Below are 15,734 nucleotides of genomic sequence, written 5' to 3'. Positions count from 1 at the left end.
CCACCTGCGGCTCCATCGCGGGTTAAACGCGGGGCCGGTGGTGGGCCTCCCCACGAGGGCGGCGTGCAATCTGGCCGCGCTCGCCGCGGCGGGGTGGGGCGCGTGGAAGGTGGTGCGACGGCGCGGTTAGTGCCGGCCGGTGGCGGGAAAAGCCGCCGTATTTCGGTAGTGCCGCCCGCTGCCCGCCAACCTCATGACCCTCGGCAAAGAGCAGGGAGTTGCCGGCCAGCGGCCGGCATTACTCAACGGCGGGCCGCTTCGCTCTTGTCGCGCGCGCCGCGGAACTCCGATTCCTTTTCCCACGTCGGCCAGCGGCGGCTGTTGGCCAGCTCGGCGCCCAGGTCGTAGACCAGCAGGGTGTCGGCAGCGTGGCCGCTCGGGTCCCAGCTCGGCGTCCAGGCATCGCAGGTCTGGTGATAGCAGTCGGCGAAGTACTTTTCGCGCAGCGCGCGGCCGGCTTCAACGCCACCGTCCAGCTTGTCCAGGCCCGGGCCGATGGTGATCGCCGGCACGCCCAGGCGGGCAAAGGCGAAGTGGTCGGCGCGGTAGAAGAAGCCGGCTTCCAGGTTCGGGTCCGGGCTGTAGCTGCGGCCACGGGCCTTGGCCACGCGCTCCAGATCGCCTTCCAGCGACACCCGGCCCTTGCCCCACGAGGCAATGTCGCGGGTCGGGCCATCCGGGCTGAACATCTCGATGTTCAGCACCGCAGCGGTCTTGTCCAGCGGCGCCAGCGGATGGGCGGCGTAGTAGCTGGCGCCCAGCAACCCTTTCTCTTCGGCGGTCAGTGCCACGAAGTACAGCGTGCGCTGTGGCTGCGGGCCAGCGGCGAACACACGGCCCAGTTCCAGCACCGTTGCCACGCCGGTGGCGTTGTCGATCGCACCACGGCGGATGCGGTCGCCCTTGGCGTCGGGCTGGCCGATACCGAACGCATCCCAGTGCGCGGAGAAGATCACGGCCTCGTCAGCATGTTCACCACCGGGCAGCTTGGCGACCACGTTGCGGGTCACCACCTGCTCGCGCTTGAGCGCGAAATCCACGCTCAGTTTCGCGTTGTCCAGTGCCACCGGGCGGAAGTCGGCACGCATCGCCTTGCGCTTCTCCGCATCGAAGTCGAGGCCGGCGTCGGCGAAGATCGCTTCGGCCAGCTCGCGCTGCATCCAGCCGCGCAGCGGCGTGTGCTGCGCCATCGCTTCGGCCTGGCCGCGCTCGATGTCGAACAGCGGAGAAGTGCCCGAGCTCTTCACCGTGGCCCAGCCATACGCGGCCGGCGCGGTCTCGTGCACGATCAGCACGCCTTCGGCACCCCGGCGTGCGGCTTCCTCGAACTTGTACGTCCAGCGGCCGTAGTAGGTCACCGCCTTTCCATCGAACGCGCCCGGCGCATCGGCCTCGAAGTCGGCGTCGTTGATCAGCACCACGGCGATCTTGCCGTGCAGGTCCACGTCCTTGTAGTCGTTCCAGTGGCGTTCCGGTGCGTCGATGCCGTAGCCGACGAACACCAACGGTGCATCCTTGATCTGCACGCGCTTGCGCGGCTGCAGGCTCTGCAGGGTCACGTCCACGCCATTGGCCAGCGCACGCTTGCCCTGCTTCAGCGACAGGCTGGCCTTGGCCTCACCCTCCAGCTGCGCGCGCACCAGCGGCACCGGCTGCACCCAGCTGCCGTCCACGCCGCCCGGCTGCAGGCCATAGCTGCGGAACTGCTCGATCAGGTACTGCACCGTGCGCTCTTCGCCCTCGGTGGCCGGTGCGCGGCCCTCGAACTCATCCGACGCCAGCACGCGCACATGCCGCGACAGTGCCTGCGGATCGATGCCGCCACCCGGCAGGTCGTTGGCCGCATGGGCCAGGCCCCCGACGAACAGGCAGGACGACAGCAGCAACACGCGCATCGGATTCACGGCAGTACCACGGCTAGCTTGGAAGTCACCAGAGTGTAACGTGGTCGTGACATCACGGCGCAGCGTGGGCCCACGTCATCCACGCAGGGCGTGACTCTACCTGCTGATGCGGTCCAGCCAGCAGGCCAGGCCCTGCGCGTTGAGTTCGATGTCCATCGCCAGAACAGTGATCACCGCCGCATCGTCCAGCGCACAGCCATGCAGCTGTGCGCGTTCCAGGTACAGCGCCTGCAGTGCGGCCAGCAGGCAGCGGTGGCGGTCCGGCCGGCCATCGCACTGGCGGCCGATCGCGGCCATCGCATCGATCTGTTCGAACAGGTCGTTGGCCAGTTTCTGCACCTGCTCCACGCGCCCATAGTGGGTCAGGTACATCGCCTGCGGGCCGTAGCCCAGCATGCGTCGGATCGAGGCCTTCATCGCCTCCGGGTCGAACTGCACCGGCGAGGAAGTCGGGAAGATGAAAGCGCCCTGCGCGCTGTCCAGCTCGCGGTAGGAGATGCCGAACGTATCGCCAGTGAACCAGCTGCGGCTGCGCGCATCCCACACGCAATAATGGTGCAGTGCGTGGCCCGGCGTGTGCAGCAGCACCAGCTCGCGGCCAGCGAGATCGATGCGGTGGCCGTCTTCGGCAACCACCACGCGGTGTTCGGGAATCGGCTCGATGCGGCCGTAGCTGCGCGCGATCTCTTCGGCGCCGTACACCGCCGTCGCACCCGCAATCAGCCGGGTCGGGTCGATCATGTGCGGCGCACCGCGCGGATGCAGCACCGCCTTCGCATTCGGCAACTCCTGCATCAGCAGGCCTGCACCACCGGCGTGGTCCAGGTGCACGTGCGTGAGCAGCAACCAATCCACCGCTTCCACACCCAGGTCGGCATCCGCCAGCGCCTGCAGCATCGCCGGCACAGACAGGCCGGTGCCGCAGTCGACGAAGGCCGCGCGGCCGTTTTCAACGATCAGGTAGGCCGCGTCGAAGTCCGGGCGCTGGAAGCCCGTATCGATCGTGTGGATGCTGGGGTCGGCGGTCATCGGCACGCACCTGGCAGTCTCGTGAACAGACGCCCATGGTAGGCGCGCAGGCGGCCCGGGTTCGATGCGGCTTTGGTCGGGTAGTGCCGGCCGCTGGTCGGCAACCTCGGGATGGCCGGGAGAATTCAAGTGCCGGCCAGCGGCCGGCACTACCGATCAGCCAGAGCGCAATCCGAACCGCGGCCGCAGCAGCAACGCCAGCACCAGCACCGCCAGGAACGCGCCGTAGGCGTACAGCACCGCCAGCACCTGCGGCCAGATCGGGCCGGCGCCGGGCTGCACCACGCCAATGCGGTAGCCCCACAGCATCGACACGATGCTCAGCGCGAACGCCACGACCAGGGTGGTGCCATCGAACAGGCGCCGCCGCGCGCTGCGCGGCTGGCGCGGAAACAGCCAGTACAGGCTGCCCAGCAGCAGGAACCAGGGCAGGAACAGCAGCAGCGACAACCAGGCCATCGCAGACTCCATGTCATCGCGCCAGAGGCGCGCGGACATCATGCCATGGGTGCTGTGCCACGGTCGTGCCGGCGGGGGGCTTCCCTGTAGAGCCGAGCCTATGCTCGGCTGCTTTGCTACCCAGCCGAGCATGGGCTCGGCTCTACAGAGGCGGAGCCGAGTCGAGCATGGCTCGACTCTACGCCCGGCGATCAGGCCGCTTCGCGCAGCGCGGCCAGGGCGGCCAGTACCGCGTCCACCTCGGCGCCCAGCTTGAACAGCTCGCTCTGCAGCTGGTCGCCCTGCTCTGCCTGCTTGATCACCGCGATCAGCTGGCCCGCATCACGTGGCGAATCGAAGCCTTCGCTCTGGATCAGCAGCGTGCCGTCACCAGCGGTCAGCTTGAAGTAGAAACGCCCATCCTTCTCGCGGTACTGCTTGAACTGCGGCGGCGCCACGCGGGCCACGCCGGCATCTTCGCTGGCGATGTCGCCCGCCGTGGACAGGTCGCGCAGGCCCACGGCGTGGCGCAGTTCTTCCAGCAGCGGTGCCGCCAACTGCTCGCGCAGCTGCTGGCCACGGCGCTTGAGCAACGCTTCGATCTTCTCCGGCTCGGCCATCAGCGCGTTGTAGCGCTCGCGCAGCGGCGACAGCTCGCTGTCGATACGCTCGAACAGCTGCTGCTTGGCGTCGCCCCAACTGATGCCGGCGGCGAAGGCCCTGGCGAATTCCGCGGTCTGTTCCGGCGTGGCGAACGCCTGGTACATCTGGAACAGCGCCGAGCCCTCGGTGTCCTTCGGCTCGCCCGGTGCGCGCGAGTCGGTCAGGATCGAGAACACCAGCTTCTTCAGCTCCTCGCGCGGCACGAACAGCGGAATGGTGTTGTGGTAGCTCTTGCTCATCTTGCGGCCATCCAGGCCCGCCAGCGTCGCCACCTGCTCGTCGATCACCACGTCCGGCAGCGGGAAATACTCCTTGCCGTACACGTGGTTGAAGCGCTGGGCGAAATCGCGCGCCATCTCGATGTGCTGGATCTGGTCACGGCCCACCGGTACCTGGTTGGCCTTGAAGATCAGGATGTCGGCCGCCATCAGCACCGGGTACATGAACAGGCCGGCGCTGACGCCTGCGTCCTCGTCAACGCCTTCCTCGCGGTTCTTGTCCACCGCCGCCTTGTAGGCGTGCGCGCGGTTGAGGATGCCCTTGCTGGCGATGGCGGTCAGGAACCACATCAGCTCGGTGGTCTCGCGGATGTCGCTCTGGCGGTAGAACCACACGTGTTCCGGGTCCAGGCCACAGGCCAGCCAGCTGGCCGCGATCTCCAGGGTCGCACGCTGGGTGCGCTGCGGGTCCTGCGACTTGATCAGGCTGTGCAGGTCGGCCAGGAAGAAGAAGCTCTCGATCCCCGGCGCGCGGCTGGCCGCGATGGCCGGACGGATGGCGCCAACGTAGTTGCCCAGGTGGGGCGTGCCGGAGGGGGTGATGCCGGTAAGGACTCGGGTCGTCATGACTGCGTGGGGTAACCTTCGATGAACGGGGCCAGTTTACCTTGCACGCCACCAACCCCGTCAGGGCCCGCGGCGCGTTCATTCACCCAACCCCGCTGGAGACGCCCGATGAAACGCCTGCTGCCCCTGCTGCTGATCCTGCCCCTGGCCGGCTTCCGCCCGGCGCCCATGCCGCCACCGGTGTACGACGGCGGCCCCGTACGCATGGCCCTGGTCGACCGCGACCGCGGTACCGAACTGCGCAGCTACTCCGCCGAGGGCCAGCGCTGGGTGGCCGGCGAGCGCGGCCACCGCTACGCCGTGCGCCTGTACAACGACAGCCCGCGCCGGGTGCTGGTAGTGCTGTCGGTGGACGGCGTCAACGCCATCTCCGGCGAGGATGCCGATCCCTCGCAGACCGGCTACGTGCTCAATCCCGGCCAGCGCGCCGACATCACCGGCTGGCGCAAGAGCCAGGACGAAGTGGCGCAGTTCGTGTTCAGCAGCCCCAGCGGCAGCTATGCCAGTCGCACCGGCCGCCCGGACAACATCGGCGTGGTCGGGGTGGCGGTGTTCGAGGAGGCGCGTCGCTTGTACCCGCAGCCGATCCTGCGACGTGGCGTGCCGCTGCCGGCACCGACCGCGCAAGCCGAGGCTGCCGCCGACGCCAGTGCCAGCCGCATCGAGGGCTATGCCAGCAAGTCACAGGCGCCAGCGCTGGGCACCGGCCACGGCGCACGTGAACACTCTTCGGTGCGCGATACCGACTTCGAACGGGCCAGCCGCAGCCCGGCGCAGGTTCTGCAGCTGCGCTACGACAGCGCCCGCAACCTGCGTGCGCGCGGCATCCTGGTCGATGCGCCCTCGCGCCTGCCGCGCGAACCGCAGGCGTTCCCCAACCGCTACGTGCCGGACCCGCCGGCCCGCTGATCGTCCCGCGCAAACAACACGACGCCCGCTACCTCACGGTGCGGGCGTCGTGTTGTGGGGGAAATCGAAGCGCTTACTTGTAGTCCGGGTAGTCCTTGCTCACCGCGTCCTGGAACTCACGCACTTCCTTCTCCGCGCGATCCTTGGCCCAGCCATAACGTTCCTGCAGGCGGCCGGCCAGATACTCGGCGTTGCCTTCGGCCACATCGAAATCGTCGTTGGTCAGATCGCCCCACTTGGCCTGCGCCTTGCCCTTCAGCTGCGACCACTTGCCGGAAATGATGTCTTTGTTCATTGCTGGGAGTCCTTGATTGCAACGGCGTTCTTACCGTGGCTCCAGCTTCGCGCAGCCGCTGTTGAATGCCGGTCAACCGCCAATGAAATACACGCTCACCTGCTTGAATGGTTCACTACGCTTGGACACGTACGCTGCAGAGAAACGCGCAAGCAAAAAGGCCGGGGAGATCCCCCCGGCCTTTTTGCTTTCCGTTCCACTTCAGGCTCAACGGCCCTTGGCGGCATCCTCAACCTTTTCACCGGCCTTCTGCACGTCCTTGCCGGCACCGGCCACGGTGTTGCAACCGGCCAGCAGGGCCACCGAGAACATCGACAACAGCATCAGGGCAACTACGCGCTTCATGGGCTTCTCCTTGGGTTCGCCGCTATACCGCTTCATTCGCGGATGGGATTCTTTCGCTCGGCGGGAGGGCACCAATGCCCACTGCCGCCGCGTGAAGTGCAATCTGGCGGCAGGGGCGTGGAGCGGGCGTGAACGGTTCGGCGATCCGTTCAGCAGGGGACGGTCAGTCGCGCATCAGGGTGGACTTGCCGAACAGGCTTTCCACCAGGTCCACGGCCAGTTCGGCGGTGGCATTCTGCTTGTCCAGCAAGGGGTTGAGCTCGACGATGTCCAGCGAACCCATGCGCCCGGTGTCGGCGATCATTTCCATCACCAGCTGCGCCTCCCGATAGTTCACCCCACCCGGCACCGTGGTGCCGACGCCCGGCGCGATGCTGGGGTCGAGGAAGTCGACATCGAAGCTGACATGCAGGTGGGTGTTCTCATCGATGCCGGCCAGCGCCGCTTCCACCGCGCGTTTCATGCCGTTCTCGTCGATGTAGCGCATGTCATAGACATCCACCTTGTGGGTCTTGATCAGGCGCTTCTCTTCCGGGTCCACCGAACGGATGCCGATCTGGTGCATCTGCGCCGGGGTGATCGCCGGTGCGCTGCCGCCCAGACGGGTCAGCGCGTCCGGGCCGAGGCCGCACAGGCAGGCCACCGGCATGCCGTGGATGTTGCCCGACGGCGTGACATCGCTGGTGTTGAAGTCCGAATGCGCGTCCAGCCACAGCACGCGCAGATTCTTCCCCTGCTCGCGGCACCAGCGCGCGACGGCGGTGATCGAACCGATGCCCAGGCAATGGTCGCCACCGAGCATGATCGGCATGCGCCCGGCCTGCAGCTCGGCGTAGCTGGCTTCCATCAGTGCGCGGTTCCAGGCCACCACCTCATCCAGGTGGCGGTAGCCCTCCACCGGCGCGGTCCACGGGTTGCGCGGGCCATCCAGGTTGCCCACGTCGCGCACGTCCACGCCGCGCGCTTCCAGCGCCTCCGGCAGGCCCGCCACGCGCAGCGCCTCCGGCCCCAGCCGTGCGCCGCGATGGCCCGCACCGACATCGGTGGGAACGCCAATCAGGGATACGGAAATGGGATGGGCCATGGGTGCCTCCTGCGGTGCGGAAAAAGAAGCACAGTCTAGCCAGAGCTGTGTGACACCACTCGCGGCGGTGCAGCAGGGCATGGGTCAGATCGCCGCGGCCTGCCAGCCGTATCCGGTCAGGCATTCCAGCGCTGGGTCGTCAGGAATTGGACCTTCCGCGATCCACCTCACATCCCGGTCGGTTTCGCCTCTTACGCAAGGCTGTTGTTGTGTCCACGCTGCGCAGGCACCCTGAAGGTGCCGCCTCACTTCCTCAATCATGGAGCTCCACGCGCATGAAACATGCACTCAATGGACTTGCGGTACTGGCAATTGCCCTGGGCGGACTGTTTCCCGCCGCTGCCAGTGCACCCTCGCAACGCATCACGCATACGGTGACCTCCGATGCGTATCCCATGCAGACGGCAGGCGCACGCCAGGTACTCGACTGGGTGGCGCAGCGGGTGAAGCCGTCGTTCGCCCCGCAGGGCTACGGCAACGTACAGGTGGAACGACAGGCAGTCTCCGTAGGCCGTGCGTCTGCACGCTCGGACGAATCGATTCCCGGCAAGCTGCCGGACCAGGGCATTCCCGGTGAGATCTACCGGGTGGAAAACCTGCTTCCCGACGGCTCCATCCAGACGTGGGAATTCACCTGGGTGGAACCCTCATCCGGCCATGGCGGCGGCTGGGACGTAACCGGCTACACCTACAAGAAGGGAAACGACCCGGTGAACCAGCAGTAGCGGGACGGGGGGCAACGCGCACCGCGCTGCCCCCTTAGACACGCCGCCGCCGCGCCTCAACCGCCGCGGCGGCGAACCGGCGTCAGGCTCTGCACCTGGCCGCTGTTGCGCATCATGCACAGGAAGCGGCCATCCGGATAATCGATGATGAGTTCCTGGTAATCGCTGCCCACCGGCATCTGGGTGACCAGCGCGCCCTGAGCGCCCTTGCGCATGTTGCAGGCGCCCAACGCGGTATCGCCTGCCGGCGCCGGGGTGGTCACCGAAGACACATTGCGGAACACCGCGCGGCAGCCGCCATTGACCCACACCGAGTGCCGCGACAGGCCCCAGTTCTTACCTTCCTCGCATCGGGTGTGGCTGAGCTGGCGCACGATTTCCACATTGCCGCGGGTATTCAGATCGCACGACACCTGCTGCTCGTCAGTGGATTCGCAGGTGACTTCGCGCGGTAGCGCGGCGTCGCCGGTAGCAACCTCGCGCGGGTGTGCGCCATTTGCGGCGGGCGCAGATGTTCCACTGGCGCTGACCTGGCAGATGCCGTTGGCGCCGCCACGGCCGGTATAGCTGATCTGCGGCGTACCGTCATCGCTGCGGCTGATCGACAGGGTGATGCCGCTGTTGGCGTCGCGGGCTTCGAAATAGCGGTCGTTGAAACGTTTCAGCGTGGCCTCGCGGCCCTGCACATAGACCGACCCGCCATCGTCTGCGTGAACATCGATGTCGCCCGGGCAGCTGGCGTTGAAGAACGGCACGGCGGCCATGGCCGGGGCCACGAAAGCGGCGGACAACAATGCGGAGGTGAGCGACAGGGCATGGCGACGCATGTGCGGCTTCCGAAGGGCATGTATCCCCAGTATGTGTCGGGGGTCTGCAAATGGTCTGTGAGGAGAATCAAAAAAGCCGGCAGCGCATTCGGGCGTTTGTGTTTGCTATGGTAGCTGTGGAGCCTTGCCCGGGCTGTTAAGTCACCTTTACTTCGTGGGCCAGCTCAGGGCATACGGCAGCGATGGTTCGGGCAGATTTCTCGCTGATGGCGCCACTGCGCAATCTGTCGCTTCTGGCATTGCGATGCCCGAAACGGGCCAAACGCGATAATTCATTTTTCCTTTCAGATCTCCCGATGCCATCGAAACAAACGACTGGCAGGCGGTGATTTCACGTGCGCATGATGAATCGCCACCTGCAAAGGTGGCCGGGTCTTCCAAGCCCGCGTAATCGATGCTGTATACGCTTGCCAGCCGGCGCCGTCTTCCCAAGCGGCGCCGGCTGGCAATCCGTTCGCCGATCGACGGCGGGCGGTGCGTGGGGGCCCCGTGCCCGCCGGCTCATCGATTCCCGGTCTTGGAAGCCACGCATCGCCCGCCACCCTGCCGTGGCGGCACCTCTGTTCCTGCCGAGGATGCCCGCATGTCCAGAACCTACCACCCGTACCTGACCGCCACCCTCGGCGAGGCGGCTCTGCGCCTGCCACCTGAACTGGCGCAGCCATTGGAAGCCGCTTTCGCCGCTGCGAACGAAGCGCCTGCGTCCATCAACCTGCCCAGCTGCCTGCAGCGCATCCGCGCCGGTGATGCCGCCGATGGACAGCCGTGGACGGGGCCCGCCAGCACACCCGGCCAAGCGGTGGCCGCCGCGCGCCGGGATCGCGCCGCGGTTGGCCTGGTGTCGTTGTTGGAGCTGTATCACGCCACCGAGCGCGTGCGCGTGGACGGGGAAGAGAAGGACGACATCGGCGACGGCACCCGCGAAGGGCTGATGCTGGCCTGCCGGGGGCTGGCGGAGTATGTGGCGTTGCAGGTGGGTGGGAGGTAGCTGGCGAGAGCATCTGCACAACCACTTGGATTCTACTTCGTTGTGGAATGTTTCCTTGCACTCGCACACGCGCGACTCGTTACCGAGGGTGATACTCGACGACACCGACAGATACTCAATACCAAGACCGAAGTCACATCCACCCCTGTCGATCTCATGTCAACTGCTCCGCGTGGTTTCGAAACCACGGTGCACCACGCATCCTTCTAGACCAAGGAGAGATCTAGCATGAGAATGAATTCCAAGAGCATATTGGCCGCCTCCACTATCGCATTGGGAAGCGCACTCCTGTTCACAGGTTGCAATCTGAAGAGTGTTCGAGCTTATGGCGAGTGCAGCGGAAAACAAACAGGTGGAGGGGAATGCAAGGCGGGTATGGAAGTTATCTGGGAAGGGGACGGTGGTGGGAAGAAGAGCATTTACAACTCCCTGCTGTCGTCTCTTAGCGTGCTTCCAGATGCCGCGATGTTTGAGCTGGATACATCCGGATCAACCATACCGTATCCTGCCACGGGCAATGCGGTACTTCGGGTAAAGAACGTCGCTACGGGCGCAATCAGCGCGTCCCAGACGTTTTCATGGGTCAGGACAGGCACAGTGATCCGAGTTGCAGACCCAAACGCCGTGAATGCTTGGATTTACGCCAATGTGGGTAATGGTGATGCCTTGAGCTACGACCTGCTCCCCTTCCATTCGGCATACGGTAGTGGCCCGCAGGTTATCGCTGGGCAGGCCAAACAGGAGGGCATTATCAAGGCGAGCTACTACCTGGAGTTCGAAGGACGGGATTGCGTCAACCACCCGTCGCCGCACTTGTGCATGGAGATGTAGTAAACAACAGAAGATGCGGGTGCGCCTTAAGCGCCCGCGCCTTTGGGAGAAAGGATGAAAGGAGTCGTACTCGCCGCATTCGCAACCTCCCTCCTGGCAGGCTGTGCCACACCGATCGGATTGCCACAAGGCATCCCGCCGGATGGCTACACCGAGCTGGTGTCCACGCCTCTCGGGCCATTCCGCTACTTCCGGTCCCTGTCCATTGTTCCGGGGCACAGAAGCTTGCCGCCTCTGGAATCGTTTCAGTGCACGCATACCCAGCACGAAATCGTGCTCATGATGGCTGCAGGATCACAGGTTGATGCTGCAGATACCTGCAAGCGCATTGATGCAGCAGCAAGGTTCTCCGAATCATGGATAGAAGCAAAGGCGAACAGATACAGGATCCTTCTCGCGCCAACGGATACCGCCGCGACTATACAGTCGCGTACTTTTGGATCGTTCTCGGGTGGGAAGACGTTGGCACTTGCGGCTTCGATACATGACGACCGCGAACGGACTGTTGCGAACCTTGTCGATCTGGTCGCACACGAGACATTCCATGCGCTAGGTCATGCCACAAGACACCCTCAGGCGCTTGATGAACGCATCGCCTACTACGCCGGCATCTGCGCACAGCTTCAGGTGAACGGCGTTGTTCGAGAAGATTCGCTGCCTGGAGCCGCCATCGGCACGGACGACGATGCAGTGCAGCTGTCTTCGCAAGCGGCCTATCGCGTCCGTCTCGAGACCTATCCCCTTCTCGCTAATGGCGGCATTCAACTCAAGGAGCAATCCGGCGAACGTATGCTCCAACGTTGCAGTCAACTCAAAAGGGGCATTGCGGTGCCACGGTGAGCTTGTCTGCAGGCCCCCATTCTTCCCCAGAACGGCAACGCACAAAAAAACCCGCCATTGCAGCAGGTTGATTGTTCTCCGTGGACATGTGCGGATGCCAAGGGATCGAAGATGGTGCCGCTTATCCGAATCGAACGGATGACCTACTGTTTACAAGACAGTTGCTCTACCAACTGAGCTAAAGCGGCATGGGTGGTGCACCGGCGGCAGCGCCGCGGTCAGGGGATTCTAGCGCAACCGCGTGCATTCCAGCGACCGGCTCTGCGCCGCGCCGCTGCGCTGCTGGGCCTGGGCCGGCTGCGTGCCCGCCGCCAGCTGCCCTTCCAGCCACCATTGGCCGGCGTCGCCGCTGGCGACCAGGCGCGGCTGGAAGCCGGCGGCCTGCACCGCCGCCATGCGCCGTTCGGCGCCTTCGCGGTTGCGGTACTGGCCCAGCGCCACGGCGTTGGCCTCCTCGCCCTGGCTGATGATGTAGTAGTCGCTCAGGCCGGCGGCGACGATGCGCTTCACGGTGGCCTGGGCTTCGTCACGGTTGGCGGCGGCCGGCAGCATCACCCGGTAGCGGGCACTGCCGCTGGCAGCGGGCTGTTCGCGCAGGCGCGCTTGGCTGAGCAGCGTGCCGGCCTTGTCCTGCGCGCCGCTGGCGGCAGCGCGGTCGGCGAACGGGCCCAGCGCGACGCAGCGCGGCGGCTCGGCGGCCGCGGGCGGGGTTACGGGCTTTTCCGCTGCCGGAACGGGTGCAGGCGGTGTTCCCGGCTTGGCAGCGTCAGCAACCGGCGTAGCGTCAGCCACCTGCGGCCTGGCGATCTCCGGCTTTGCCGGCGCAACGGGCGCGGGCGTCGCAGCCACCGCGGTCTTCGCCGCCGGTTCGCGCTCCATCAGCGGTGCGGTCGGGGCGGCCGCAGTGGCCTCGGCTGCGGCATTGGCATCCGCGCCACCCGGCACCCACCGCAGCTCGGCGACGCCAGCCGGTTGCGGCGCAGGCGCAGGCTTCTGCGGCGCATCGCGCAGCAGCCACCAGCAGGCGACGCCGAGATTGAGAATGGCCAGTACGACGATCAGGGCACGGGTCAGCATGCGCGGATACTAGCGCGCGGGCTGGTGCACCGCCCAGCGGGCGAGGCCATCCAGCACCAGCGAGGGGTGGTAATCGGCAGCGGGCAGCAACGGCATCAGCGCCGGTGCGCCGCCACCGTGCACGAGCAGCGACGGTGCCACGCCCAGCAGCGTGTGCGCGTGCTGTGCGCTGCGTTCAATCAGCGCCACCGCAGCGCCATCGCAGCCGGAGGCCAGCGCGTCGGCGGTGTCGTTGGCGAACTCACTGTAGCCGCCACCGGTCGCGGGCAGCTGCACGGCACGGGCATGCAGTGCTTCGCGCATGGTGGTGGGCGATGCGGAGATGCGGCCACCGTGGTGCTGGCCGTCGGCGTCGAGCAGATCAATCGTCAGTGCGGTGCCCACGCCGACCACCAGCACCGGGCGCTGCGCCTTGGCCGCAGCCAGCAGGGCGAGGAAGCGGTCGACGCCGAACTTTTCCGGCCTGGCATAGGCAATGCGCACGCCGGCGCATTCGGCGCTGGTGCGCACTACATGCACATGCTCGAAGCGACGCTGCAGCTGGTCCAGCATGGCGCTGGTCAGCGATGGTGCGGCCACGCTGGCCACGAACGCGGTGCGGCCGCTGGGCAGGCTGTGCGGCGGCTGCCCGGCCATGCCTTCGGCGCCATGCGCCCAGGCCTGTACGTCACCGGCACGGTCACCCTGCAACGGCGCGAACTTGAAGCGCGAGTTGCCGAGGTCGAACAACCAATCGCTCATGCCGCCCTCACGCTGACTTCGCCGGCGTGCAGCAGGCGTTCCTGGCCATCGATGCGCACGCGCAATGCGCCGTCATCGGCCAGGCCAAGCGCAGTACCGTGCTGCCACTGCCCATCCAGTTCCACGCGCACTTCGCGGCCGGCCAGCATGTCGAAGGCAGCGTAGCGCGGCAGGAACGGAGCGAGGCCTTCGCGATCGAATTCTTCCAGCGCCGGCAGCAGGCGCGCCAGCACGGCAGCAACCACCCCATTGCGGTCCACCGGCTTGCCGGCCAACGTGTCCAGGTCCACCCACGGCTGGGTGATCTGCTCGCCGAACGACGGCGGCATGTGGGTGTTGATGCCGATGCCGATCACCGCGCGCGCCGGGCCGGCGTATTCGCCACCGCCCTCGGCAAGCAGGCCGACCAGCTTGCGCTTGCCATCGACGATCAGGTCGTTCGGCCACTTCAACTGCGCTTGGGTGTAGCCCAGGTCGTGCAGCGCTTCGGCCACGGCGATGCCGGCCACCAGGCTCAACCCGGCCAGGCGGCCCAGGCCGCCGGAGTACAGGCGCATCACCGACAGGTAGATATGCGCGGCCAGCGGCGAGGCCCAGGTGCGGCCACGACGGCCGCGGCCACCGGTCTGGCGTTCGGCCAGCAGCACGCTGACCCCGCGCTGGGGCGCGCTGCACCGCAGCAATTCAGCGTTGGTGGAGTCCACCGTCCAGGCCACCTGCAGGTCGTGCAGCAGGGCCTGGGCATCGGCGGGCAGGCCGGCGCGGATCGCCGCCGGGTCCAGCAGGTCGACCGGGCGGGTCAGGCCATAGCCCTCGCCAGCACGGCCCTCGATGTCCACACCTGCGGCCCTAAGCCCTTGAATACGCTTCCAAATAGCCGCCCGGGTCTGGCCCAGCTCTCGGGCCAGGGCGTCGCCGGACAGGCGACCGGCAGCGAGTTTGGCCAGCAATTGGCGATCGTCCACGGCAGCTTCCACGAAGTCAGGCAGGAATTATGCGGGAAAGCCGCCAGCGACGCCTGCCACGCTGGGTTCCGCAGGGGCTTCCAACGAGGCGCCGGGTTCGGGCTAGAATCGGGAACTCACCCTCCCTTAACGTGGATGTCGTCAATGCGCCGTTATGCCCATTGCCTGATCCTGCTGATGATGCCCTTCGCGGCGTCTGCAACGGCAGCGCTGGACGACAGCCGGGGCGCCTGCGTGTCCTCCAACGGTGATGCCGCCTCCCAGCGCGCGCCGACCGCGACCGCCTCGGCTGCGACCACCAAGCCGGCACCGGTACGCCCTGCGGCCAGCAGTGCCACCAGCACCGGGGGCGGCGGCAGCGACGACGACGTGCTGCAGCGCATCCGTGCGCCGAAGTGGCACAGCTACCTGCCGGGAATGTTCCGCTGATCAAGTCGTTGCTGCAGTGGCTGCGGCCCTCGCCGCGGCCGATCGACGATGCGCTTTGGGAAGACGCCTGCCGCCGTGCGGCCTGGCTGCGCGGCCTGCACGATGAACGCCGCGCGCGACTGCGCGTGCTGGCCACGCGCTTCCTGCATGAGAAGACCATTACCCCTGTCGGTGAACTGCAACTGCAGGCTGGCGATGGCGTGCTGCTGGCCGCACTGTGCTGCCTGCCGCTGCTGGAATTCGGCGAAGTGGGGCTGGAAGGCTGGTCGCAGCTAATCGTCTACCCGGATGCGTTCCGCGTGCACCGCAGCCATCTGGATGCGGCCGGCGTGTTGCACGAGTGGGATGACGAGCTGATCGGCGAGTCGTGGGACAGTGGTCCGTTGATCCTGTCCTGGGCCGACGTGCAGGCCGACCTGGCCGCGCCGCACGAGGGCTACTGCGTGGCGGTGCATGAGATGGTGCACAAGCTCGATGCGCTGGATGGTGCGATGGACGGCACACCGCCGCTGCCGCGGCAATGGCAGCGCGAGTGGGCGGCCACGTTCCAGCGCGCCTACGATGCCTTCTGTGCGCAGGTGGACGCAGGCGAAGAGACGCTGATCGATCCGTATGCGGCCGAGGCGCCGGAGGAGTTCTTCGCGGTGGCCAGCGAGTACCACTTCTCGGCACCGGATCTGCTGCAGCAGGCGTTGCCGGAGGTCGCCGCGCAGCTGCGGCGGTTCTACGGCGAGCCGCCGAAGATCGAAATGCCGTAGTGCCGGCCGCTGGCCGGCAACCTCATGATCTTCGATGGCAT

General features: G+C 66.6%; 18 protein-coding genes and 1 tRNA gene. 7 read left to right on the top strand and 12 right to left on the bottom strand.

Annotation, left to right across the window (positions count from 1 at the left end):
• Positions 1-242: 242 nt before the first annotated feature.
• The 4 genes from WDC87_RS16965 to WDC87_RS16950 all read right to left on the bottom strand — a co-directional run bounded on the left by WDC87_RS16965 (position 243) and on the right by WDC87_RS16950 (position 4,879).
• Positions 243-1,895, bottom strand: coding sequence for a M28 family metallopeptidase (locus tag WDC87_RS16965; protein WP_072168727.1), 1,653 nt, complete (start codon positions 1,893-1,895; stop codon positions 243-245).
• Between the two features lie 105 nt (positions 1,896-2,000).
• Positions 2,001-2,933, bottom strand: a complete 933-nt coding sequence (locus WDC87_RS16960) for an MBL fold metallo-hydrolase (protein ID WP_252745529.1) — start codon at positions 2,931-2,933, stop codon at positions 2,001-2,003.
• Positions 2,934-3,089: 156 nt separating this feature from the next.
• Positions 3,090-3,392: a hypothetical protein gene (locus WDC87_RS16955; RefSeq protein WP_032954673.1), complete on the bottom strand. Its 303-nt coding sequence runs from the start codon at positions 3,390-3,392 to the stop codon at positions 3,090-3,092.
• Between the two features lie 191 nt (positions 3,393-3,583).
• Complete coding sequence (locus tag WDC87_RS16950; protein WP_088497253.1) at positions 3,584-4,879, bottom strand: tryptophan--tRNA ligase; 1,296 nt, start codon at positions 4,877-4,879, stop codon at positions 3,584-3,586.
• A gap of 108 nt (positions 4,880-4,987) precedes the next feature.
• On the opposite strand from WDC87_RS16950, the gene WDC87_RS16945 reads away from it, so the two are divergent.
• A complete protein-coding gene (locus WDC87_RS16945) occupies positions 4,988-5,788 on the top strand; it encodes a hypothetical protein (RefSeq protein ID WP_252745530.1) in 801 nt (266 codons plus the stop codon).
• Positions 5,789-5,861: 73 nt separating this feature from the next.
• On the opposite strand, the gene WDC87_RS16940 is transcribed toward WDC87_RS16945, so the two are convergent.
• The 3 genes from WDC87_RS16940 to rocF all read right to left on the bottom strand — a co-directional run bounded on the left by WDC87_RS16940 (position 5,862) and on the right by rocF (position 7,512).
• Positions 5,862-6,083, bottom strand: a complete 222-nt coding sequence (locus WDC87_RS16940; RefSeq protein ID WP_004153772.1) for a CsbD family protein — start codon at positions 6,081-6,083, stop codon at positions 5,862-5,864.
• A gap of 207 nt (positions 6,084-6,290) precedes the next feature.
• Complete coding sequence (locus WDC87_RS16935) at positions 6,291-6,428, bottom strand: entericidin A/B family lipoprotein (protein WP_005407710.1); 138 nt, start codon at positions 6,426-6,428, stop codon at positions 6,291-6,293.
• Between the two features lie 163 nt (positions 6,429-6,591).
• Positions 6,592-7,512 carry an arginase gene (gene rocF / locus WDC87_RS16930; protein WP_005420594.1) on the bottom strand — a complete coding sequence of 307 codons (921 nt, stop codon included), beginning with the start codon at positions 7,510-7,512 and terminating at the stop codon, positions 6,592-6,594.
• A 275-nt stretch (positions 7,513-7,787) separates the two neighbouring features.
• On the opposite strand from rocF, the gene WDC87_RS16925 reads away from it, so the two are divergent.
• Positions 7,788-8,237 carry a hypothetical protein gene (locus WDC87_RS16925; RefSeq protein ID WP_053498765.1) on the top strand — a complete coding sequence of 150 codons (450 nt, stop codon included), beginning with the start codon at positions 7,788-7,790 and terminating at the stop codon, positions 8,235-8,237.
• A gap of 56 nt (positions 8,238-8,293) precedes the next feature.
• On the opposite strand, the gene WDC87_RS16920 is transcribed toward WDC87_RS16925, so the two are convergent.
• On the bottom strand, positions 8,294-9,064 hold the full coding sequence (locus tag WDC87_RS16920) for a DUF3011 domain-containing protein (protein WP_111007553.1): 771 nt from the start codon (positions 9,062-9,064) through the stop codon (positions 8,294-8,296).
• A 583-nt stretch (positions 9,065-9,647) separates the two neighbouring features.
• On the opposite strand from WDC87_RS16920, the gene WDC87_RS16915 reads away from it, so the two are divergent.
• From WDC87_RS16915 to WDC87_RS16905, 3 genes are all read left to right on the top strand, one after another.
• Positions 9,648-10,052, top strand: a complete 405-nt coding sequence (locus tag WDC87_RS16915) for a hypothetical protein (protein ID WP_088497255.1) — start codon at positions 9,648-9,650, stop codon at positions 10,050-10,052.
• Between the two features lie 228 nt (positions 10,053-10,280).
• Positions 10,281-10,883, top strand: coding sequence for a hypothetical protein (locus tag WDC87_RS16910; RefSeq protein ID WP_143592544.1), 603 nt, complete (start codon positions 10,281-10,283; stop codon positions 10,881-10,883).
• Between the two features lie 54 nt (positions 10,884-10,937).
• Positions 10,938-11,723, top strand: coding sequence for a hypothetical protein (locus tag WDC87_RS16905; protein WP_143592545.1), 786 nt, complete (start codon positions 10,938-10,940; stop codon positions 11,721-11,723).
• Between the two features lie 112 nt (positions 11,724-11,835).
• Here the strand turns inward: WDC87_RS16905 and WDC87_RS16900 are convergent.
• From WDC87_RS16900 to birA, 4 genes are all read right to left on the bottom strand, one after another.
• Positions 11,836-11,911 (bottom strand) — tRNA-Thr (locus WDC87_RS16900).
• Between the two features lie 40 nt (positions 11,912-11,951).
• Complete coding sequence (locus tag WDC87_RS16895; protein ID WP_088497257.1) at positions 11,952-12,800, bottom strand: SPOR domain-containing protein; 849 nt, start codon at positions 12,798-12,800, stop codon at positions 11,952-11,954.
• Between the two features lie 9 nt (positions 12,801-12,809).
• Positions 12,810-13,541 (bottom strand): type III pantothenate kinase, encoded by a 732-nt coding sequence (locus tag WDC87_RS16890; protein ID WP_053498757.1) that lies wholly within the window; start codon positions 13,539-13,541, stop codon positions 12,810-12,812.
• Positions 13,538-14,506, bottom strand: a complete 969-nt coding sequence (gene birA, locus WDC87_RS16885; protein WP_053498755.1) for a bifunctional biotin--[acetyl-CoA-carboxylase] ligase/biotin operon repressor BirA — start codon at positions 14,504-14,506, stop codon at positions 13,538-13,540. The genes WDC87_RS16890 and birA overlap by 4 nt, the downstream gene beginning before the upstream one ends.
• Positions 14,507-14,650: 144 nt before the next feature.
• Between birA and WDC87_RS16880 the strand changes: the two genes are divergently transcribed.
• On the top strand, positions 14,651-14,935 hold the full coding sequence (locus WDC87_RS16880) for a hypothetical protein (protein ID WP_014645622.1): 285 nt from the start codon (positions 14,651-14,653) through the stop codon (positions 14,933-14,935).
• A complete protein-coding gene (locus tag WDC87_RS16875) occupies positions 14,902-15,693 on the top strand; it encodes a M90 family metallopeptidase (protein WP_252745531.1) in 792 nt (263 codons plus the stop codon). The genes WDC87_RS16880 and WDC87_RS16875 overlap by 34 nt, the downstream gene beginning before the upstream one ends.
• Positions 15,694-15,734 lie beyond the last annotated feature (41 nt).

Origin of the sequence: Stenotrophomonas maltophilia group sp. Smal12 (genome assembly GCF_037079935.1) — a bacterium.
Classification (GTDB): domain Bacteria; phylum Pseudomonadota; class Gammaproteobacteria; order Xanthomonadales; family Xanthomonadaceae; genus Stenotrophomonas; species Stenotrophomonas sepilia.
The sequence above is the reverse complement of the archived record's forward strand: the minus strand, read 5'-3'. Positions and strand labels throughout refer to the sequence as shown.